At 71.4% G+C, this 18,549-nt stretch carries 20 protein-coding genes and 6 tRNA genes; 9 read left to right on the forward strand and 17 right to left on the reverse strand.

Going from position 1 to position 18,549, the window contains the following annotated elements:
- Positions 1-55: 55 nt before the first annotated feature.
- The 6 genes from ACZ4TO_RS33235 to ACZ4TO_RS33260 all read right to left on the reverse strand — a co-directional run bounded on the left by ACZ4TO_RS33235 (position 56) and on the right by ACZ4TO_RS33260 (position 5,068).
- Positions 56-676, reverse strand: coding sequence for a hypothetical protein (locus tag ACZ4TO_RS33235; protein WP_468026175.1), 621 nt, complete (start codon positions 674-676; stop codon positions 56-58).
- A 2-nt stretch (positions 677-678) separates the two neighbouring features.
- On the reverse strand, positions 679-1,584 hold the full coding sequence (locus tag ACZ4TO_RS33240) for a carbohydrate ABC transporter permease (RefSeq protein ID WP_468026176.1): 906 nt from the start codon (positions 1,582-1,584) through the stop codon (positions 679-681).
- The gene (locus ACZ4TO_RS33245; protein WP_468026177.1) at positions 1,581-2,537 is read right to left on the reverse strand and encodes a carbohydrate ABC transporter permease; all 957 of its coding nucleotides are present in this window, start codon (positions 2,535-2,537) and stop codon (positions 1,581-1,583) included. Before ACZ4TO_RS33245 ends, ACZ4TO_RS33240 begins: the two co-directional genes overlap by 4 nt.
- Positions 2,538-2,548: 11 nt before the next feature.
- Entirely contained in the window at positions 2,549-3,838 is a 1,290-nt protein-coding gene (locus tag ACZ4TO_RS33250) for an ABC transporter substrate-binding protein (RefSeq protein ID WP_385042514.1), read from the reverse strand.
- Positions 3,839-4,519: 681 nt separating this feature from the next.
- Positions 4,520-4,591, reverse strand: a tRNA-Val gene (locus tag ACZ4TO_RS33255).
- Positions 4,592-4,633: 42 nt separating this feature from the next.
- Entirely contained in the window at positions 4,634-5,068 is a 435-nt protein-coding gene (locus tag ACZ4TO_RS33260; RefSeq protein WP_382788921.1) for a TIGR02611 family protein, read from the reverse strand.
- 191 nt (positions 5,069-5,259) lie between these two features.
- Between ACZ4TO_RS33260 and ACZ4TO_RS33265 the strand changes: the two genes are divergently transcribed.
- On the forward strand, positions 5,260-5,673 hold the full coding sequence (locus tag ACZ4TO_RS33265; protein WP_003959770.1) for an SsgA family sporulation/cell division regulator: 414 nt from the start codon (positions 5,260-5,262) through the stop codon (positions 5,671-5,673).
- 245 nt (positions 5,674-5,918) lie between these two features.
- Positions 5,919-6,476 (forward strand): CGNR zinc finger domain-containing protein, encoded by a 558-nt coding sequence (locus ACZ4TO_RS33270; protein WP_382788924.1) that lies wholly within the window; start codon positions 5,919-5,921, stop codon positions 6,474-6,476.
- Between the two features lie 153 nt (positions 6,477-6,629).
- Here the strand turns inward: ACZ4TO_RS33270 and ACZ4TO_RS33275 are convergent, their stop codons facing one another.
- Positions 6,630-6,782 (reverse strand): hypothetical protein, encoded by a 153-nt coding sequence (locus tag ACZ4TO_RS33275; RefSeq protein WP_167455603.1) that lies wholly within the window; start codon positions 6,780-6,782, stop codon positions 6,630-6,632.
- Positions 6,783-6,960: 178 nt separating this feature from the next.
- On the reverse strand, positions 6,961-7,407 hold the full coding sequence (locus ACZ4TO_RS33280; RefSeq protein WP_382788928.1) for a hypothetical protein: 447 nt from the start codon (positions 7,405-7,407) through the stop codon (positions 6,961-6,963).
- Positions 7,408-7,650: 243 nt separating this feature from the next.
- Here ACZ4TO_RS33280 and ACZ4TO_RS33285 point away from each other — a divergent pair, with 243 nt between their 5' ends.
- Positions 7,651-8,184, forward strand: coding sequence for a DsbA family protein (locus tag ACZ4TO_RS33285; protein ID WP_468026178.1), 534 nt, complete (start codon positions 7,651-7,653; stop codon positions 8,182-8,184).
- Between the two features lie 24 nt (positions 8,185-8,208).
- Here the strand turns inward: ACZ4TO_RS33285 and ACZ4TO_RS33290 are convergent, their stop codons facing one another.
- The 3 genes from ACZ4TO_RS33290 to ACZ4TO_RS33300 all read right to left on the reverse strand — a co-directional run bounded on the left by ACZ4TO_RS33290 (position 8,209) and on the right by ACZ4TO_RS33300 (position 11,174).
- Positions 8,209-9,033, reverse strand: a complete 825-nt coding sequence (locus ACZ4TO_RS33290; protein ID WP_468026179.1) for a GNAT family N-acetyltransferase — start codon at positions 9,031-9,033, stop codon at positions 8,209-8,211.
- Positions 9,034-9,216: 183 nt separating this feature from the next.
- A complete protein-coding gene (locus tag ACZ4TO_RS33295) occupies positions 9,217-10,038 on the reverse strand; it encodes an aminotransferase class IV (protein ID WP_467845866.1) in 822 nt (273 codons plus the stop codon).
- A gap of 89 nt (positions 10,039-10,127) precedes the next feature.
- Positions 10,128-11,174, reverse strand: coding sequence for a chorismate-binding protein (locus ACZ4TO_RS33300; protein ID WP_382788940.1), 1,047 nt, complete (start codon positions 11,172-11,174; stop codon positions 10,128-10,130).
- 156 nt (positions 11,175-11,330) lie between these two features.
- Here ACZ4TO_RS33300 and ACZ4TO_RS33305 point away from each other — a divergent pair.
- The 5 genes from ACZ4TO_RS33305 to ACZ4TO_RS33325 all read left to right on the forward strand — a co-directional run bounded on the left by ACZ4TO_RS33305 (position 11,331) and on the right by ACZ4TO_RS33325 (position 11,808).
- Positions 11,331-11,403 (forward strand) — tRNA-Gly (locus tag ACZ4TO_RS33305).
- Between the two features lie 40 nt (positions 11,404-11,443).
- Positions 11,444-11,517: transfer RNA gene (locus ACZ4TO_RS33310), tRNA-Cys, on the forward strand.
- Between the two features lies 1 nt (position 11,518).
- A tRNA-Val gene (locus ACZ4TO_RS33315) sits at positions 11,519-11,590 on the forward strand.
- 34 nt (positions 11,591-11,624) lie between these two features.
- A tRNA-Val gene (locus tag ACZ4TO_RS33320) sits at positions 11,625-11,696 on the forward strand.
- Positions 11,697-11,736: 40 nt separating this feature from the next.
- Positions 11,737-11,808 (forward strand) — tRNA-Val (locus ACZ4TO_RS33325).
- Positions 11,809-11,982: 174 nt separating this feature from the next.
- Here the strand turns inward: ACZ4TO_RS33325 and ACZ4TO_RS33330 are convergent.
- The 4 genes from ACZ4TO_RS33330 to ACZ4TO_RS33345 form a co-directional block, all read right to left on the reverse strand.
- On the reverse strand, positions 11,983-12,291 hold the full coding sequence (locus ACZ4TO_RS33330; RefSeq protein ID WP_382788942.1) for a TFIIB-type zinc ribbon-containing protein: 309 nt from the start codon (positions 12,289-12,291) through the stop codon (positions 11,983-11,985).
- Positions 12,292-12,365: 74 nt separating this feature from the next.
- The gene (locus ACZ4TO_RS33335; RefSeq protein WP_468026180.1) at positions 12,366-13,349 is read right to left on the reverse strand and encodes a phosphotransferase family protein; all 984 of its coding nucleotides are present in this window, start codon (positions 13,347-13,349) and stop codon (positions 12,366-12,368) included.
- Positions 13,350-13,828: 479 nt separating this feature from the next.
- Positions 13,829-14,035, reverse strand: coding sequence for a hypothetical protein (locus ACZ4TO_RS33340; RefSeq protein ID WP_382788948.1), 207 nt, complete (start codon positions 14,033-14,035; stop codon positions 13,829-13,831).
- Positions 14,036-14,276: 241 nt separating this feature from the next.
- A complete protein-coding gene (locus tag ACZ4TO_RS33345) occupies positions 14,277-14,510 on the reverse strand; it encodes a hypothetical protein (protein ID WP_326788867.1) in 234 nt (77 codons plus the stop codon).
- A gap of 196 nt (positions 14,511-14,706) precedes the next feature.
- Between ACZ4TO_RS33345 and ACZ4TO_RS33350 the strand changes: the two genes are divergently transcribed.
- Entirely contained in the window at positions 14,707-16,041 is a 1,335-nt protein-coding gene (locus ACZ4TO_RS33350) for a serine/threonine-protein kinase (RefSeq protein ID WP_468026181.1), read from the forward strand.
- 164 nt (positions 16,042-16,205) lie between these two features.
- Here the strand turns inward: ACZ4TO_RS33350 and ACZ4TO_RS33355 are convergent, their stop codons facing one another.
- Together ACZ4TO_RS33355 and cobA are read right to left on the reverse strand one after the other, a co-directional pair.
- Entirely contained in the window at positions 16,206-17,024 is an 819-nt protein-coding gene (locus ACZ4TO_RS33355) for a TrmH family RNA methyltransferase (RefSeq protein ID WP_382788951.1), read from the reverse strand.
- 64 nt (positions 17,025-17,088) lie between these two features.
- On the reverse strand, positions 17,089-18,321 hold the full coding sequence (cobA, locus tag ACZ4TO_RS33360; RefSeq protein WP_468026182.1) for a uroporphyrinogen-III C-methyltransferase: 1,233 nt from the start codon (positions 18,319-18,321) through the stop codon (positions 17,089-17,091).
- Positions 18,322-18,549 lie beyond the last annotated feature (228 nt).

The following is an 18,549-nucleotide window of genomic DNA, read 5'->3' on the forward strand; positions in this document are numbered from 1 at the left end:
GGGCGCGACGGAGCGGGGCCGGGCGTTTCGTGCCCCGGCCCGTGGGAGTGGGGAGTCAGCGGCGCCGGCGGTGACGCTCCTCGACGGCGACGGCCGCCGCGGCCACGGCCCCCAGGACGGGCACCGCCAGCGGCGCGGCGAGAACGGCGGAGCAGACGACCACGGCCAGTCCGCCGACGAGCAGGAAGGACCCGGCGGGATCGAGGACGGTACGGCGTCCGGCCTCCGCGAGCAGTCCGCGCCAGGCTGCCCCCGGCTCCCAGACCGCGGCCGCGCGCAGCCCCGCGACGACTCCCCCGATCAGCGCGAGGAGCCCGACGGCCCCGACGAGGGGACCTCCGGGGATTCCGGCGCGTACGGCCTGGACGTCCACCCGGACCGCGGCCGCCCCGGCCCAGCCGGCGAGGCCGACGAGCCAGCCGCCCCGTACGGCCGTCCGGAAGTCGGCCACGAACTCCCGCCGTCCGCCGCCCTCGTGCGCCGTGCGCCGGCGCAGATGCCGCGCGCCGGCCGCGAACGCGGCGGGAACGGTCACCAGTGGCAACGAGGCCACCGCGATCCACACACCGGTCAGCAGACACTCCGCGAAGAGGGCGAACCGCTCCGCGAGGAGGGACTCACGGGGTGTCCGGCGGGCCTTCGCCCCGGCGCGGGCCCTCGGCTGGATGACGGTCATGCTCAGCCCTTCAGTCCCGAGGTCGCCATGCCGTCGATCAGATACCGCTGGAAGGCGAGGAAGAACAGGAGCACGGGCAGCAGCGCCACCAGCGACATCGCGATCATGCCGCCGTAGTTCGCGACCCCCTCCTGGTCGCGGAACATCATCATGCCGAGCGAGACCGTGTACTTGCCCGGTTCGTTGAGGTAGATCAGCGGGCCCATGAAGTCGTTCCAGGCGTTGATGAAGGTGAAGATGGCGCTGGTGATGAGGGCCGGGCGGCACAGCGGCAGCACGATCGACCAGTAGATCCGCGGATGCCCGCAGCCGTCGAGCCGTGCAGCCTCGTCCAGTTCGCGCGGCAGGTTCCGCATGAACTGCACCATGAGGAAGACGAAGAACGCCTCGGTGGCCAGGTACTTGCCGAGCAGCAGCGGCACATAGGTGTTGATCAGCCCGGCCTTCTGGAACATGACGTACTGCGGGATGAGCAGCACGTGGTACGGGAGCAGGAGCGTGCCGATCATCAGCGAGAACAGCACGTTCCGCCCGGCGAAGCGGATCCTGGCGAAGGCGTACGCGGTCAGGGAGCAGGAGATCAGGATGCCGGCGACGGAACCGAGCGCGTAGAAGAGGGAGTTCTGGAAGAAGGTGGCGATCGAGATGTCGGCGATCCCGTCCGCCAGTCCCGCGAAGTTGGCCAGGATCGGGTCGGTCGGGAGCGGCTCCAGGCTGCCGATGATCTCGCGGCCGGGCTTGAAGGAGGCGCCGACGACCCAGAGGACGGGGTAGAGGACGACCGCCAGGATCAGCAGGGCCCCGAGGTGCCAGGCGAGCGAACCGGCCCGTCCTCGGCCCGGCGTCCGTGCGCTGTCCAGGGCCGCCCTGGTGCCGGACCCGGGCACCCGGCCGCTGACACCGCTCATCGGACGTCCTCCTCGTAGTGCACCCAGCGCTTCTGCGACCAGAAGAGGACCGCCGTCACCAGTGCGACGGCCAGGAGCAGCATCCAGGCCATGGCGGAGGCGAACCCCATCTGGGACTCCTTGAAGCCCTTCTGGTAGAGGTAACAGGTGTAGACGAGCGTGGCGTCGGCCGGTCCGCAGGTGGTGTTGGAGACCACATACGCGGAACCGAAGATCTGGAACGAGTGGATCGTCTCCAGGAGCACGTTGAAGAACAGGACCGGGGAGATCATCGGCAGCGTGATGCTCCAGAACCTGCGCAGCGGTCCGGCTCCGTCCACCTCGGCGGCCTCGTACAGCTCCTTCGGCACCTGTTTGAGCCCGGCCAGGAAGATGACCATCGGGGCGCCGAACTGCCAGACGGTGAGTGCCACCAGGCTGTAGAGCACCCAGTCCGGATCGCCGACCCAGCCTCCCGTGTGGAAGCCCAGGAAGGACTGCGTGCGGTCCACGACGGCGTCGTCGGAGAACAGCGCGCGCCAGACGAAGCCGACCGAGACGCTCGCGCCGATCAGCGAGGGGGCGTAGAACGCGGCCCGGTAGACGGCCTGGCCTCGGCGGCTCTGCGCGAGGAGCAGGGCCACCCCGAGGGCCAGCAGCAGCTTGAGCGGCGTACCGATGACGACGTATTTGGCGGTCACCTCGACGGACTTCTGCCACCGGGGGTCGCCGAACAGGGCGGTGAAGTTGTCGAAGCCGACCCACCGCGGCGCGTCGAAGAGGTCGTAGTCGGTGAAGGCGAAGTACAGGGAGGCGGCCATCGGGCCCGCGGTCAGCAGCAGGAAGCCCGCGATCCAGGGCGACATGAAGAGATAGCCGGCGAGATTCTCCCCGCGTCGCCGCCGCGTGGCGGCGCCGCGGACGGCGGGGCGCGGCCGCGCCGCGTCGGGCGGGGCGTCCTTGACGAGCGTCACGGCGGTTCCCATCAGACGGCGAGGGCGGTCTTCGCCTCGGAGAAGAACTGCTTCACCGCGTCGGAGACCTTGGTGGTGCCCTGCGACATGTCGCCGCCGATGCGCAGGAAGGCGGCCTCGACGGTGTCGGCGCCCGCCGGATGCGGGGTGATCGTCCCGAGCACACCCGCCGCGGCGACGTCCTGTTCGTACCGCGCGATGGCCTTGCTGGGCGCGTCGGAGGGCTGGAACGCCTCGTACTGCTCGGTGGTGGCGAGGATCCCGCGGTCGTACCCCATGATCTTGCCGACCTCGGGGTCGTGGACCATGAAATCGATGAACCGGGCAACCTCCTCGGGGTGTTCGGTGCGTGCGGAAGCACTGAGCATCAGCGAGGCGAGGTACTGCCCGGTGTGTTTGCCGTCGGTCGTCGGGATCGGTGCCAGACCGTAACTGCTGTCGCCCTCGGCCGTATAACGGACGGTGAAGTTGTCCCATGTGAACTCGGAGGCCGCGTGGCCCGCCGAGAGGGAGGACTTGGGCTTGTCCTGTTCGACCCGCTTGGGATCGGTGACGATGCCGGCCTTCACACGGTTGTAGCCGTCGGTCCACCACTCCGTCAGATCGGCCTCGTCGAAACCGAGTCCGTCCTCGGTGAAGAACGCCTTGCCGTTCTGCCGGAGGTAGAGGTCGTACAGGTACATGATGCCGAAGTAGCCGGTGTCGCCCGCGACCTTCTGCGTGTCGTGAATCCTCTTGAGCGCGGCGAAGTACTCGTCCCAGGTCCAGCCCTGCTTCGGTGTGACGCCCGCCTTCTCGAACACCTTCTCGTCTATGACAAGTGACATGGTGTTGGATCCGACCGGAATTCCGAGCTGCTTTCCGTCGACCTGGCCGACCTTCTCGACCCCGGCACGGAAGCCTTTCAGACGGAGATTTCCGGCGTCTATCTGGGACTTGAGGTCCAGCAGGATCCCTCGCTTGTCGTACTTCCGCAGAAATCCGACGGCGTTCTGGAATACGTCCGGCGGATTTCCGCCTGCGGCCTGCGTCTGGAACTTCTCCCAGAAGGCCGCATAATCCTGGAAGTCCGTCTGCACCTTGATCTTCGGATACTTCTTCTCGAAGAGCGCGATGCACCGGTTGATCCGCTTCGCCCTCTCGTCCGCACCCCACCAGGCGTAACGGATCGTCACCGTCCCGTCCCCGGCGCCGCTTTCGCTCCCACCGCAGCCGGCCGTCGCAGCGAGCCCCAGCGCGGCCACCGAGGCTCCGGCCGCCTTGAGCACCGCCCGCCTCTCGACACTCCCGTCGTTCCCCACTGCCAGGCCTCCCCGCGATCTCGACTCCACTGCATGAATCGTTTCAAGTAAGCGCTTGCTGGCACAAGGTACGGAGGCGCTCCGGGCGCGTCAATGATTCGGACAGGAATTGATGTGCGACACTCCGATCCCGCCGCACCGGCCGTCGCGCCCCTCCCGGCGCATTCGCACAGGAGTACGCAGGTCGGGCCCCCGCGGTCGGCCCGCCGAACATTCCGTGCCCGCCGGGACGATCCGCCGGCGCGGCCGAAAACGTACTCCTGTGAAGGGTGCTGACGGGGTGTCGGCGGAGCCGCCGGAAACAGAGCGTGAGGGCGGGGACTCCTCTCGCCCCCTCCGCCCCTACCCGTCCCGCACCTGGGGCTCCGCCCCAGACCCCGCTCCTCAAACGCCGGAGGGGCTGAAACTTTCGCCGGCCGGAGCTAAATCCAGCACAAGCCACCACGACGCACCTGCACCCGGCGACGCACGTGAGGGGACGTGCCGGTACATCGATGGCCGTCGCCACCTACGTCCACATCTCTGCCCAACGGCGACGGCCTGATGCACCGGCACGGCCCCGACCCACCCAGCGGACCGGCACCGACACCGCGCCGCATCCCGGCCCCCTGTCCGGCACCGCGACCAACGAAAACGGCCCCGGTCCACGGTGTCGTGGATCGGGGCCGTCTTTCCTGCATGTGGGCGATACTGGGTTCGAACCAGTGACCTCTTCGGTGTGAACGAAGCGCTCTCCCGCTGAGCTAATCGCCCGGGCGCAGGAAGAACATTACCCCATGTCAGGGGGTGCCCCGGTCACTCGGTGATGTTCCACGGCATCACCAGCCCGAACTTCCACAGATACACCCCCACCAGCACGGCGACGATCACCAGACCCACCGTGGTGAGGATGATGTTGCGACGCCGCACCTTGGGATCGAGCGCCCGCTGCGCGGCCTCCGTGACCTTGCGCTTCGTCCAGCGCAGCACGAGCTGCGCCCAGACGAACTCGGTCGCCCAGATCGCCATGCCCCCGAAGATCACCAGCCACCCGGGCCCCGGCAGCGGAAGCATGATCACACCGGCCGCGACCACCGCGAGCCCGACGACGAAAACGCCGACCTGCCAGCTCACGTGCAGCGCACGCCGAGCCTTGATGTATTCAGGCGCACGCGAACCGAGCGCTCGCTCATCGTTCGCCCCGTCGCCCGCCGTGGCGACCTCGCCCGACTCGTCACTCCCCGTATTCATACGACCAAACCCTACCCGAGAGAAACCAGTCACCGGAATGGCCCTATCCGGAGAACGCACCCTCGGCCGGATGAGTTACATAAAGACATGCAAAACCCTCAGAGGGGTTTACAACGGCACCGTAGGTGGCATGTCGATTTCGCCGACGTGCGAATCCCCGAGCGCACACTGAGCGAAAGGCCCTGGCGCTTATGAACACCACGGTCAGCTGCGAGCTGCACCTGCGCCTCGTTGTGTCGAGCGAGTCCTCACTGCCTGTACCCGCAGGACTGCGGTATGACACGGCCGATCCCTATGCCGTGCACGCCACCTTCCACACCGGAGCCGAGGAAACCGTCGAGTGGGTGTTCGCCCGCGACCTCCTCGCCGAGGGCCTGCACCGGCCCACCGGTACCGGCGACGTCCGAGTCTGGCCGTCCCGGAGCCACGGCCAGGGCGTCGTATGCATCGCCCTGAGCTCCCCAGAGGGTGAAGCCCTGCTCGAAGCCCCTGCGCGGGCCCTGGAGTCATTCCTGAAGCGAACGGACGCAGCCGTGCCCCCGGGCACGGAACACCGGCACTTCGATCTCGACACGGAGCTCTCACACATCCTGGCCGAGAGCTGACGCGTCACGACAGAGCCGCCCGGCGCCGTCCACTCGGGGAGACGGCTCGGGCCTAGACAACCGCATAGGGAAGGCACCGGCGTCGGCACCGCGAACGTCTCGCGGTGGCGGCGCCGCTGCGCGTCCCCCGCCCCCCACGCACAAGCTCCCGCCCCCACGCCCGTCTCGGTCGCGCCGGGAAGCCACTACCATCGGCCAGCATCGGGCGGGCGCCCTCGCCCGACCCCCAGGCCAGGGAGCGAAACGTGCTGATCACCCACGACACCCGGTGCGCACTCGACGCCGTGGTGGATCTGGTGAACACCGCGCCGGAGGACGAGACGGCGGACGGGCTCGCCGATGTGTCGTCCCTCGCCGATTTCGTACGAAAGCACGAGATCAGCGATGTCGGGGTGCTGTCGGAGCGTGATCTCTCCGCCGTACAGGACGTACGGGGCCTGTTCGCCGGGATCTTCGCGGCCGACGATCCGCGGACCGCCGCCTCACTGATCAACGAACTCGTCGCGGCCGCAGGCACCACGCCCCGGCTGACGGACCACGACGGCTACGACTGGCATGTCCACTACTTCGCCCCGGGCGCCTCGGTCGCCGACCACCTCGCGGCCGACTGCGGGATGGCGCTGGCCTTCTTCGTCGTCGCCGGGGAGCAGGACCGGCTGCGGCGCTGCGAGGCTCCGGACTGCCGACGGGCCTTCGTCGATCTCTCCCGCAACCGCTCCCGCCGCTACTGCGACAGCCGCACCTGCGGGAACCGGCTCCACGTGGCCGCCTACCGGGCGCGCCGCAAGGAAGCCGCGGGCTGAGAGCCGCCCCGCTCACACCAGACCACGGAAGCAGCCGCCCGCGCCCCTGGGCCGGGCTGCCGGCCTGCCGGGCTGAAGGCCTCCGTCCCGAAGGGCCGGACTGCCGGACTGACGGAGCCCTCGGCGGGTGACGCCAGGGGCTCCGTGTACAGCTCAGAGCAGCAGCAGGTCGTGCAGCGAAGCCATGAGCAGCAGACAGCCGATCACCGCAAGGAAGATCATCAGCGGCGGCTGGGAGAGCGCGAAGAGACAACCGCGCCGCTCCTCGGGCGGAGCAGCGGTGTCGCTCGTTGTTGTGTCCAGCATCTCGCGGGCGATGATGACGCAGAACGCGCCCGCGACGCGATCAACACGCCCGGAATATACGGGAGTTCGCTGGATGATGTGACGGTCGCGCCCGAACGTGAACGGTTCGGCGCGTTCCCTGCGTCACGCTTGTGATCTTGTGTCGTTTCCGCCGGTCACACGCCGTGCCTCGTTCCGGTCAGATGCCGTGCTTCTTCAGGATCGCCTCGATGTCGCTGAAGTCGTCCCCGGAGCCCGTCGCCCGCGGTGTCGACGCCGGCCGGGAGCCGAGTCCGGCGGCCGGGCCCAGCGACGGGGCCGAGGCGCCGGGCGCCGCCGCCTCGCGCTGCGCGGCGGCCTTGGCCGCCTTGCGTTCCTTCCGGGTCCCGCCGCCGCGCCGCTCCACGGCACGGGTGATCATGAACAGCGCCCAGGCGCCGCCGAGCACCACGAAGCCGGCCCAGGCGGTCGGGCTGAACGCGGTGTCGGCCAGCCAGCCGACCACGCCGGTCATGACCAGGCCGATCGGCACCAGGGAGTAGGCGGCGATCCGCGCGGCCGCCAGGAAACGCTTGCGGTACGCCGTCACCGCGGCGATGCCGAGGCCGGCGACGGAGACGGCGGAGCAGACGGTCTCTGCGATCATTCCGGTCCTCCAGGCAGGGCTCGGTGGGGCATGTTCCTCGTCCCCTCCATCCTGCACCGCCGCATGCCCGGTATGCCATGGTCCGGGCACACCTCAGGGACATCTCGGGGTCGCCGTCCTCCTCAGGTCCCGGTGACCCCGCCCCTCCGGCGGACCACCGGTGACCCCGCGCCGGACCACGGGTGGGGCCGCCCGCACCGGACTGGTGGAGCCTCCCCCGCACCGGACTGGGAGACTGGTTCCATGAACGACTTCTCCGCCACCTCCGCCGCGCGCCCGGCCCCCGTCGTCCTGGACGTCTGGTGCGACCTCCAGTGCCCCGACTGCCGAGGCGCCCTCGCCGACCTGGGCGCGCTGCGCGCCCGCTACGGCGACCGCCTGGAGCTGCGGCTGCGGCACTTCCCCCTGGAGAAGAACAAGCACGCCTTCGCCGCCGCCCAGGCAGCCGAGGAGGCCGCCGAGCAGGGCAGCGCCTGGCCTTACGTGGAGGCCGTGCTCGGTCGGGTGGAGGAGCTGGACCGCAAGGGCGGCGAGGCCTTCCTGGTCGAGGTGGCCCGCGAACTCGGCCTGGACGCCGAGGAGTTCGACACGGCCCTGATCGACGGGCGGCACATCCTGATCGTCGACGCGGACCAGGCCGAGGGCAAGGCGATCGGTGTCACCGGCACCCCGACGTACGTCATCGGCGGTGAACGCCTGGACGGCGGCAAGAGCCAGGAGGGACTGCGCGAGCGGATCGAGGAGATCACCGACCGGCTCCTCGCCGAACAGGCCTGACCTGGAGCAGCGTCCTGTACGGGCCTAGAGCAGCGTCTTGTACAGGTGGTACGCCGTCGTCTCGTAGCCGAGTGACTCGTAGAGCCGCTCGGCCGGGGTGTTCCCCGCGAAGACGTTGAGCCCGATGCGGTCCAGTCCGGCGGCCGTGGCCCGGACCTCGGCGAGCCGCATGAGGGTCCGGCCGTGCCCGCGGCCGCGCTGGTCGGCGCGGACCCCGACGTCGTAGACGAAGGCCGATCCGCCCCGGCGCCCCAGCCAGAGTTCGCCCACGGGCACTCCCTCGTGCTCCAGGACGCTCAGCCACATGTTGGCGGTGTCCGGGCCCTCGGGCAGCGCGCCGCCGAAGTCGCGGTCCGCCTTGGCGAGCGCCTCGGCCTCCGGCAGCCCGCGCCGGATCCAGTCCTCGGCGTACCGCTGCCTGCCCACCCGGTCCCAGATCTCGTACTCGTCCCGCGTCATGGGACGGTCGGCACAGCCCGGGGGCAGGACGAGCGCGGAGCCGTCGACCGCCTTCTCCATGATGCGGTTGCGCGGGACGTAACCGAGCGTCCTGGTGAGCGCCAGGGCCGCGGCGGCGTCGCCGGGGACCGTCAGCACGATCTGCCGGCAGCCCCATCCGCGCGCGACCTCCTCCGCGGCCAGCGCGGCCACGGTGCCCCGGCCCCGGCCCCGGTCCGGCTCGTCGATGCGGAGCTCCTGGATCCTGGCGGCGGGCGGTCCGGCGCCGAGTTCCGTGGCGAGGTGTACCCGGCCGACGGGACGGCTGTTCACGCACACCTGGTAGCGGCGTGAGAGCGTCCCGTCGGCGGCGCGATGGAGCGGCTCGGTCGGCCGCAGAGTCGTGGTCATCAGGGGTGTTCTACCCACTGCCGGCCGAATCGTCAGCCGAATATCCGGCACCCGCCGCTCGAACCGCCGGTCGCCGGTCGCCCGGCGTCCAGCAACCAGCAACCGTCGCTCGAAACACCCGACGCCAGACGGCCGACGCTCGAAGTCCCCGGCGACAGGCGGCCGGTGGCCGCCCGGGCCCGGTCAGGGGTCGAGGTCGTCCCCGGCCCGCTCGTCGAAGACGCGCATCGCCTTGGCGGTCACCGGGCCCGGCGCGCCCGGCAGTTCACGGGCGTCGACCCGGTGCACGGCCTGCACGTCGCGCAGCGTGGAGGTCAGGAAGATCTCGTCCGCGCGCTCCAGGACGTCCAGCGGCAGGTCGGTCTCCTTGGCGCCGGTCCATTCGACCGTGAGGGCGCGGGTGATGCCGGCGAGACAGCCGGAGGCGACCGGCGGGGTGTGGATCTCGCCGTCGAGGACGACGAAGACGTTCGACCCGGTGCCTTCGCAGAGTTGACCCACCGTGTTGGCGAACAGCGCCTCGGACGCGCCGTGTTCACGCGCGCGGGCCAGGGCGACGACGTTCTCGGCGTACGAGGTGGTCTTGAGGCCGGTCAGGGCGCCGCGCTCGTTGCGGGTCCAGGGGACGGTGACGACGGCCGTGGAGTCGGGGCGCGGGGCCGAGCCGCCGAGCGCGACGACGAGGGTCGGACCGTGCTCTCCGCGGTCGGAGCCGAGCGGGCCGTGACCGCCGGTGTAGGTGATGCGGAGCCGGCCGAGGGGCATCGGGTTGGCCTCGAGGACGGCGGCGCAGGCGCGGCGCACCTCGTCGGCGTCGGGCTCGGGCAGTCCGAGGCCGCGCGCCGAGCGGGCCAGCCGGTCGAGGTGGCGGGTCAGCGCGAAGGGCCGGCCGTCGACCGCCTTCACCGTCTCGAAGATGCCGTCACCCACGGTCAGTCCGTGGTCGAAGACGGAGACGCGGGCGGCCTCGATGTCCTGCAGCCCGCCGTCGAGCCAAAGCTTCACTGGTCCCTACCTCGCATGTGAAATGTGCCGGACGTGTCCTCCGGCACGGTGTTCCGGCCCCGGTCCCCCGCGCCGTCCCGGGAACCGGGTCAGTCGGTGAGGGTTCCGTCACCCGCGTCGTACGTTCCCGACGCTACCGCGAGCAGCCGGGACGCCTTCAGCTCGGTCTCCCGCCACTCCCCCTCGGGGTCGGATCCCCAGGTGATGCCGGCTCCCGTGCCGAAGCGCAGGACGCCGTCGGCGCGGTCGATCCAGAAGGTGCGGATGCCCACGGCCAGCTCGCCGGTGCCGCGGTCGGCGTCGACCCAGCCGATGCCTCCGCAGTACGGGCCGCGCGGCGCGGTCTCCAGGGCGTCGATGATCCGCAGGGCGCTGGACTTCGGAGCGCCGGTGACGGAGCCGGGCGGGAAGGCCGCGGCGAGGAGCTCGGGCCAGCCCACGTCCTCGCGCAGTTCGCCGCCGACCGTGGAGACGAGGTGCACGAGCCCCGGGTGCTTCTCGACGACGCACAGGTCGGGCACGGTCACGGTGCCGGTGGCGCAGACCTGGCCGATGTCGTTGCGGACGAGGTCCACGATCATCACGTTCTCGGCGTAGTCCTTGTCCAGGAGGTCCGCCTCGGTGCGTCCGGTGCCCTTGATCGGCCCCGACTCGACGGAACGGCCCGCGCGGCGCAGGAAGAGTTCCGGGGAGGCGGTGGCTATCTCGACGCCGTGGTCCGGCAGCCGAATCGTTCCGGCGTACGGGGCCGGGTTGCCGCGGGCCAGCAGGGCGGTGAGCTCGTCGACGTCGGCGTCGGCCGGGACGGGCGCGGAGAGCACGCGGCAGAGGTTCGCCTGATAGACCTCGCCGGCCGCGATGTGCTCACGGATACGTCGTACACCGGCGGTGTACGCGGCGCGGTCGAGGGACGACGTCCAGTCACCGGCCGCCGGGCCGTGCCACCGTCCTGGCACCGGGGCGGGCACCGGCTCCTCTCGTACGTCACGGAAGCGGGCGCAGGTCAGACGCCCTTCGAAGTCGGCCGAGACGGCCCAGAAGCCGGTCGAGTCCAGGGCCGCGGGATCGCTGGTGACGTCGAGGAGACCGGTGGCGACGAGGCCGCCGAAACGGGCGAGAGGAGGGAGGTCGAGCACGCAGACGAGTCTAGGGCGGGTGTCCCGCGAGTGCCCTGACCATGTCCTCGGGGGGACAGACCGCAGCACGCTGCACAAACGCGTTTTTGTGCTGGCCCGGGAATCCGCTAGAGTTCAACTCGTCGCCGGGACGCGCAAGCGAAACGGAAACGACAAGCGGACGTAGCTCAGTTGGTAGAGCGCAACCTTGCCAAGGTTGAGGTCGCCAGTTCGAACCTGGTCGTCCGCTCGCAGGAAAGTGGGGGATCTTCCCGAACCCCCGCACTCCTGGTGGAGTGGCCGAGAGGCGAGGCAACGGCCTGCAAAGCCGTCTACACGGGTTCAAATCCCGTCTCCACCTCCAAGGACGATTAGCTCAGCGGGAGAGCGCTTCCCTGACACGGAAGAGGTCACTGGTTCAATCCCAGTATCGTCCACTGGTCCGCAAGGACTCGATCCGCGAGGATCCCCGCGCGATTAGCTCAGCGGGAGAGCGCTTCCCTGACACGGAAGAGGTCACTGGTTCAATCCCAGTATCGCGCACGCAGTACCAGCAGCAAGCGTGGCTTCGGTCGCGTGACCTGCGCGATTAGCTCAGCGGGAGAGCGCTTCCCTGACACGGAAGAGGTCACTGGTTCAATCCCAGTATCGCGCACAAGCAAGCCCCCGGTCGTCTCGGCGACCGGGGGCTTCGTCGTTCCCCGACCCCTGGCCCTCGGCCCCTGGCCGGTCCGGCGGACCGGTGTGACCTGAGACGCGGGGGCCCGGACACGCCGAAGGGGCCCCTCTGTTCGGGAGGGGCCCCTTCGGATGGCTCAGGACGGATGGCTCAGGAGGAGAAGAGCATGTGGCCGAAGCTCTTGTGACGGTGGTGGCCGCCATGGCCGCCGTAGTGGCCGCCGTGGCCGCCGTGACCGCCGTGCTGCGGGGCACCCCACGCGGGGGCCGGCGCGGACGGGTACGCCTGCGGGGCGCCCGGGGGCGGCGGCGCGGGCTGGGACCACTGCGACTCGACGCGGGTCAGCGCCTCCAGCTCGCCGTAGTCGAGAAAGATCCCGCGGCAGCCGCTGCACTGCTCGATCTGGACGCCATTGCGGTTGTACGTGTGCATCGGCGCATGACATTTCGGACACTGCATGCTCGGCTCAACTCCTCGCCGGTCGGTACTGCTTCCGCCAGGACAGACACTGTCCGGCCTCGGTCGGTTGCAGCCTACGTCGCCAATCCTCGGGTCAACTCGGGCGGGACGGCACTCATTCGGTCGCAGGCGTCGACCACGGCCTGCTGCACCTCGTCCAACGGCCGTTCCGCGGCGGCGGATTTGGCGACCGCGATGGCGGCCGTCTGCACGGTGAGGGCGCGGGCCGCGACGTCCAGGGCGGGCCAGGGATCGCCGTCCGCCGGGACGGCGGGGCCGCCCGCGGACCGGTAGGCGGCCAGGAAGCGGAACCACGCGTCGGGCGGCAGCAGCCCGCAGGCGTACCAGGCGGCGGGGCGGGCCAGGTCCCAGGCGGGGACGCCGACGCCCAGGTCGTCGACGTCGATGAGGAGCCAGGGACCGTCCGGCGCGGGGTGGCGTATGAGCTGGCCGAGATGCAGGTCGCCGTGGCACAGGGTCGTGGAGTCCGGCATCGGGGCCTCGGCCCGCGCCCAGGCGGGGAGCGCGGCCCAGGCCCGCAGGACCGGGGCGGCGGCCGGGTGCGGGCCGGCCGCGCGCATCCGGGCCAGCGCGCGGGCGGCCTTGACGGGGCCCCGCATGGGCGGCAGCCCGTCCGGAGCGGGCGCCCGGTGCAGGCGGGCCAGCAGGGACGCGGCGGCCTCCCAGGGGGCCGCGTCGGGTGCGTCGGGGTCGACGGGAACGCCGTACGGCCAGAGGGTCACCCGGCGGCCGAGGAGGTCGGCGGGGGCCGGGTCCACCGGCGGCAGGAGGATGCCGGGGAGGCGCGTGGCCGCGGCGACGCGGAGGGCGAGGGCGTGGGGTTCCGTGTCCGGGGCGTGGGCCTTGGCGACGATGCCGCCGTGGCGGACCACGGTGCCGTCGTCGCGGTCCGCGAGGAGCGTGTCCTCGGCACCGCAGGAACAGGTTCCGCGGGGACCGGCTCCGCGGGGACCAGGTACTGCCACGGGTGCGGCGGCCCGATGAGCCGCGGCACGCGCCGCGGCGCCGAGCACGGTCGGCAGGCTGCGCACGGTCACGGATCTCCCTGGACTGGACGACGGCCCGGTACGGAGCCCGCCGACGACGGCGGTGCCCGGCCGGGACACCTCCGGGTGAGGGTACGCAGCCGAAGCCCACCCCGAACACCCGGCACCGCGACTCCCCGGCCACCCGGCCACCCGGCACGTCAACGGACCGGCGCCACGACGACCCCAGACACCCGACAGCCCAGACACCCGACAGCCCCGACAACCGGCAGCTCGGGCACCCGGAACCGCAACGCGTCGGCGGCCCGGACACTCTGGACAGCCGGCGCCCAGGCACCGGGCACGACGCCGCCCCCGTCACCCCGGCCCCTGTCACCGCGCCCCGCGCCTCGCCCCAGTACAAAAAGAGATGCCCGCGCAGCTCCCCAGCTGCGCGGGCATCTTCCTGCCGTCCGCCGCACCCCCGTCCCCACGGGGTTTCATGGCCGGATGTCCCCGCCCGGACCGCTCTTCCGGGCCTGGGGCGCCGCTCAGCGCCCCAGCATCACGCCCACGGACGACGCCTGTGTGACCACCGCGTCCCAGCCGCCGAAGACGACCACGAGCAGGGCCGCCAGAGGAAGGACCATCGCTGTCGCCACCAAGGGGTGGCGGCGGCCCTGGCGGGTGCCGAACGCGGCGGCGTACGCCTTGCGTCCCTGCGTGCGGAGCTCCGTCCGCGATGCCGTGTGGGCCATGGTCCCTCTCCTGACCGAGATTCTGTTGTGCCTGGCAGCGGCGGGTGTCTGACCTCGGGGGACGAGTGCTGCACCCGCCGCTTGACCTCAAATCTAGGCGCGCGACGACGACGGGTCGTCATGCCCTCGTACCGATTGCCTGGCCTCCCGGAGGATGAGCCGTGACCTGCTGAGTACTACCGTGGGTGGAGACGCGGGCCCAGGTCTCGGGGTCTTCCCGGAGGGGACGTCCGATGTGCCCCTACTGTTCCGAGCTGTCCTCCCGCGGAACCGGCTGCTCCACGAGTGCCAGCACCCGAGTCGCCATGAAGCGGGCGGTCCGTACCACTGTTCCGTTTCGAGTGACTTCGCTCACTTCCACCACACCTCGGCGCACCGCCGTCTCCACCCGGCGACCCGCCCTGCTCGCCACCACCTCGTACGTGCGCGTCGTGTCCCCTGCGTCCACGACTATCTCCACGCGGTCACCCCTCACGGGCTCAATCCCCCTTCAGCGATGGATGGTTGGGATCAAGAGCAGGCCAAGGAGGCGCTGTTCGCACGCTCCCTGACCACCTCTCAAGTTTCCCACCCGGCACTGACAATCGATCGGGACGAGAGGGCGCGGCCTCTGCGCGCACCCGGCCGTGGAAACGTAAGCTGTGGCTCGTCAAACGGACCGGGCAGCGGGGATGGACATGGCGATGATGCGCCTGAGGCGCGAGGACCCGCGTGTCGTCGGCTCGTTCAGGCTTCACCGACGGCTCGGCGCGGGGGGTATGGGTGTTGTCTACCTGGGCTCCGACCGGCGGGGCCAGCGGGTCGCACTGAAGGTGATCCGGCCTGATCTGGCGGAGGATCAGGAATTCCGTTCCCGGTTCGCGCGCGAGGTCTCGGCGGCACGGCGGATCAGGGGCGGCTGCACGGCGCGGCTCGTCGCCGCGGACCTGGAGGCGGAGCGTCCGTGGTTCGCCACCCAGTACGTGCCCGGCCCCTCGCTGCACGACAAGGTCGCGGAAGAGGGACCGCTGTCAGCGGCCGACGTGGCCGCCGTCGGCGCCGCCCTCTCGGAGGGCCTGGTCGCGGTGCACGAGGCCGGAGTGGTCCACCGTGACCTCAAGCCGTCCAACATCCTGCTGTCCCCGAAGGGACCGCGGATCATCGACTTCGGAATCGCGTGGGCCACGGGGGCGAGCACGCTCACGCACGTCGGCACGGCGGTCGGCTCCCCGGGCTTCCTGGCGCCGGAGCAGGTGCGCGGCGTCGCCGTCACCCCGGCGACCGACGTCTTCGCGCTCGGGGCGACCCTCGCGTACGCGGCCACCCAGGACTCACCGTTCGGGCAGGGCAGCTCCGAGGTCATGCTCTACCGCGTGGTGCACGAGGAGCCCCACCTCCACGGCGTACCGGACGCGCTCGCCCCGCTCGTCCGGGCCTGCCTGGCCAAGGACCCCGAGGAACGGCCCAGCACCCTCCAACTGTCCCTGCGGCTCAAGGAGATCGCGGCCCGCGAGGCCCAGGGCATGGTGGACGCGCGGCCGCCCGCGCCGCGCTCGGACCCGGACCGTCCGACGGGCCGTCTGGCCGAGCAGTACGCCGAGCAGCGCACCCAGCGGCGGCCGGGGACCACTCCCCCGCCGCGCGGGACCACTCCCGTGCCGCGCACCGGCGGCACGAACGGCGGATCGCGGTCGGGTTCGCGTCCGGCGCCCGCCCGCAACACGGGCCGCACCGGCAACAGGCCCGCCCCGCGCAGCGGCACCGGACGCACCGGTCCGCGCACCACCGGCACCGGCCGGCGGCCCGCCAATCCGCGGCTGCTGCGCCAGCGGCTCTTCGTGTTCGTGGTGGTGACGCTGCTGGTCGCGCTGGGTATCGCGGCCGCGCAGGGATGCCAGGGGCCGTCCCGGGGACTCGACGACGGCCCGCGGGGCGGCGTACAGCGCGAACGGTCGGCGTCGGGGGCCCTGGCGGTGGGCGTCGCGGCCGACCGTCCGGACCGGAGCGCACTCCACCACTACGGCTAGGGCTGCACCCCTGCGGCCAGGGCTGCATCACTGCGGCCGGGGCGGTACGACGACGGCCAGGGCCCGCACGACGACGGGCCAGGGGTGTCTTTCGGGCCGGGCCGATCCTGATCCGATCCGGCCCTGACGACACCCCGACGACTGCACTCCGCGGAGCGCGGCCCTCAGCTCGTGGGCCTGCCCGTCGCCACCGCGTAGAAGGCGACCGCGGCCGCCGCGCCGACGTTCAGGGAGTCGACTCCGTGGGCCATCGGGATGCGGACCCATTCGTCGGCCGCCATCAGGGCCCGGGTGGACAGCCCGTCGCCCTCCGCGCCGAGCATCAGCGCGACCCGGTCCATCGTGTGCGGGGCGGCCTCGTCGAGGGACCGCGCCTTCTCGTCCGGGGTCAGGGCGAGCAGGTTGAACCCGGCGTCGCGGACCGACTCCAGGCCCTTGGGCCAGGTGTCGAGACGGGCGTACGGGACCGAGAAGACGGCGCCCATCGAGACCTTCACCGAGCGGCGGTAGAGGGGGTCGGCGCAGTCCGGGGAGAGCAGCACCGCGTCCATGCCGAGCGCGGCGGCGGAACGGAAGATGGCGCCGATGTTGGTGTGGTCGTTGACCGACTCCATGACGACGACGCGGCGCGCGGTGCGCAGGAGTTCCTCGGCCGTGGGCAGCGGCTTGCGCTGCATCGAGGCGAGTGCTCCGCGGTGCACGTGATAGCCGGTGACCTGCTCGGCGAGCTCGGGGCTGACCGCGTAGACGGGTGCCGGGAGTTCGTCGATGACGTCGCGCATGACGTCGACCCACTTGGCGGACAGCAGCATCGAGCGCATCTCGTAGCCGGCGTCCTTGGCCCGTCTGATGACCTTCTCGCCCTCGGCGATGAACAGGCCCTCGGCGGGTTCGCGCTTGCGGCGCAGTTCCACGTCGGTCAGGCCCGTGTAGTCGCGCAGACGCGGGTCGTCGGGGTTCTCGACGGTGATGAGATCGGCCACAGGGTGATACTGCCTTGTCCTGGGTGCGGTGCCAACGGCTGGGAACGGGTTGTGTTACCCGGGGTTACTCGGGAAGCCCGGGACCGACGTCCACGACCTCGCCGATGACGATGACGGCGGGCGGCCGCACGTCCTCCGCGCGCACGGTGTCGGCGACGGTGGCCAGGGTGGCGTCGACCCGGCGCTGCGCGGCGGTCGTGCCCTCCTGGACGAGGGCGACGGGGGTGTCGGCGGGCTTGCCGTGCGCGACGAGGGTGTCGGCGATCTTGCCGATCTTGTCGACGCCCATGAGGACGACGAGGGTGCCGCGCAGCTTGGCGAGGGCGGGCCAGTCGACGAGGGAGCGCTCGTCGTCGGGGGCGACATGACCGCTGACCACGGTGAACTCGTGGGCGACGCCCCGGTGGGTGACGGGGATCCCCGCGGCGCCCGGCACCGAGATCGAGCTGGAGATGCCGGGGACGACCGTGCAGGGGATGCCGGCCTCGGCGAGCGCCTGGGCCTCCTCCATGCCGCGGCCGAAGACGAACGGGTCGCCGCCCTTGAGCCGGACGACGGACTTGCCCTGCCGCGCGTGCTCGATGAGCGCGTTGTTGATGGCCTCCTGGGCCATGAACCGGCCGTACGGGATCTTCGCCGCGTCGATCACCTCGACGTGCGGCGGGAGTTCGGCGAGCAGGTCGCGGGGGCCGAGGCGGTCGGCGATGACCACGTCGGCCTCGGCGAGCAGCCGGCGGCCGCGGACGGTGATCAGGTCGGGGTCGCCGGGGCCGCCGCCGACGAGGGCGACGCCGGGGGTGCGGGTGCGGTGGTGCGGCGCGACGAGCGTGCCGTCGCGCAGGCCCTCGACCACGGCGTCGCGGATGGCGGCGGTGTGGCGGGGGTCGCGGCCCTTGGCGTCGGTGGTGAGGACGGCGACGGTCACGCCCTCGCTGTGGCCGGTGGCCGGGGTCCAGGCGGTCGCCGCGTCGGCGTCGTCCGATCGGACGCACCAGACGCGCCGGCTCTCGGCCTCGGCACTGGCCTCGGCGCTGGCCTCGGGGTCACTGGTGGCGATGAGCGCGTACCAGGCGTCGGCGAGGTCGCCCTGCTCGTACGGGCGCCTGGTCCAGGTGATCTCGCCCGCGTCGGCCATCGCCTCGACGGACGGGGTGGCCTGCGGGGAGACGAGGTGGACGTCCGCGCCCGCAGCGATGAGCGCGGGGAGCCGGCGCTGGGCCACCTGGCCGCCGCCGAGGACGACGACACGACGGCCGGCGAGGCGGAGGCCTACGGGGTAGGCGGGGTGTTCGGCCATGGAGGTGCGGCTCCTCGTACGGGCAGGCGGTGCGGTGGGCGCTGCGGCTCTGGAGCGGCCCTGACGTGGGGTTCTTCGGTAGGGATCCAGACTACGGCGAGGGTGGGGGGGGGGGGGGGGGAAACCCCCCCCCCCCCCCCCCCCGGGGCCGGGGACTACCTCTCTGTTACACCGAGAAGGGTCAAAATGGGTGACCCGTTCCTTATCCCCGTCTCGGCCTTTCAAACG

The organism is Streptomyces sp. NPDC028298 (assembly GCF_055565895.1).

Bases quoted from the DNA above. Each gene is read 5' to 3' on its own strand.
- ACZ4TO_RS33235 (WP_468026175.1), bottom strand. From the start codon at position 676: ATGACCGTCATCCAGCCGAGGGCCCGCGCCGGGGCGAAGGCCCGCCGG.
- ACZ4TO_RS33240 (WP_468026176.1), bottom strand. From the start codon at position 1,584: ATGAGCGGTGTCAGCGGCCGGGTGCCCGGGTCCGGCACCAGGGCGGCC.
- ACZ4TO_RS33260 (WP_382788921.1), bottom strand. From the start codon at position 5,068: ATGAATACGGGGAGTGACGAGTCGGGCGAGGTCGCCACGGCGGGCGAC.
- ACZ4TO_RS33265 (WP_003959770.1), top strand. From the start codon at position 5,260: ATGAACACCACGGTCAGCTGCGAGCTGCACCTGCGCCTCGTTGTGTCG.
- ACZ4TO_RS33275 (WP_167455603.1), bottom strand. From the start codon at position 6,782: ATGCTGGACACAACAACGAGCGACACCGCTGCTCCGCCCGAGGAGCGG.
- ACZ4TO_RS33280 (WP_382788928.1), bottom strand. From the start codon at position 7,407: ATGATCGCAGAGACCGTCTGCTCCGCCGTCTCCGTCGCCGGCCTCGGC.
- ACZ4TO_RS33285 (WP_468026178.1), top strand. From the start codon at position 7,651: ATGAACGACTTCTCCGCCACCTCCGCCGCGCGCCCGGCCCCCGTCGTC.
- ACZ4TO_RS33290 (WP_468026179.1), bottom strand. From the start codon at position 9,033: ATGACCACGACTCTGCGGCCGACCGAGCCGCTCCATCGCGCCGCCGAC.
- ACZ4TO_RS33330 (WP_382788942.1), bottom strand. From the start codon at position 12,291: ATGCAGTGTCCGAAATGTCATGCGCCGATGCACACGTACAACCGCAAT.
- ACZ4TO_RS33340 (WP_382788948.1), bottom strand. From the start codon at position 14,035: ATGGCCCACACGGCATCGCGGACGGAGCTCCGCACGCAGGGACGCAAG.
- ACZ4TO_RS33350 (WP_468026181.1), top strand. From the start codon at position 14,707: ATGGACATGGCGATGATGCGCCTGAGGCGCGAGGACCCGCGTGTCGTC.
- cobA (WP_468026182.1), bottom strand. From the start codon at position 18,321: ATGGCCGAACACCCCGCCTACCCCGTAGGCCTCCGCCTCGCCGGCCGT.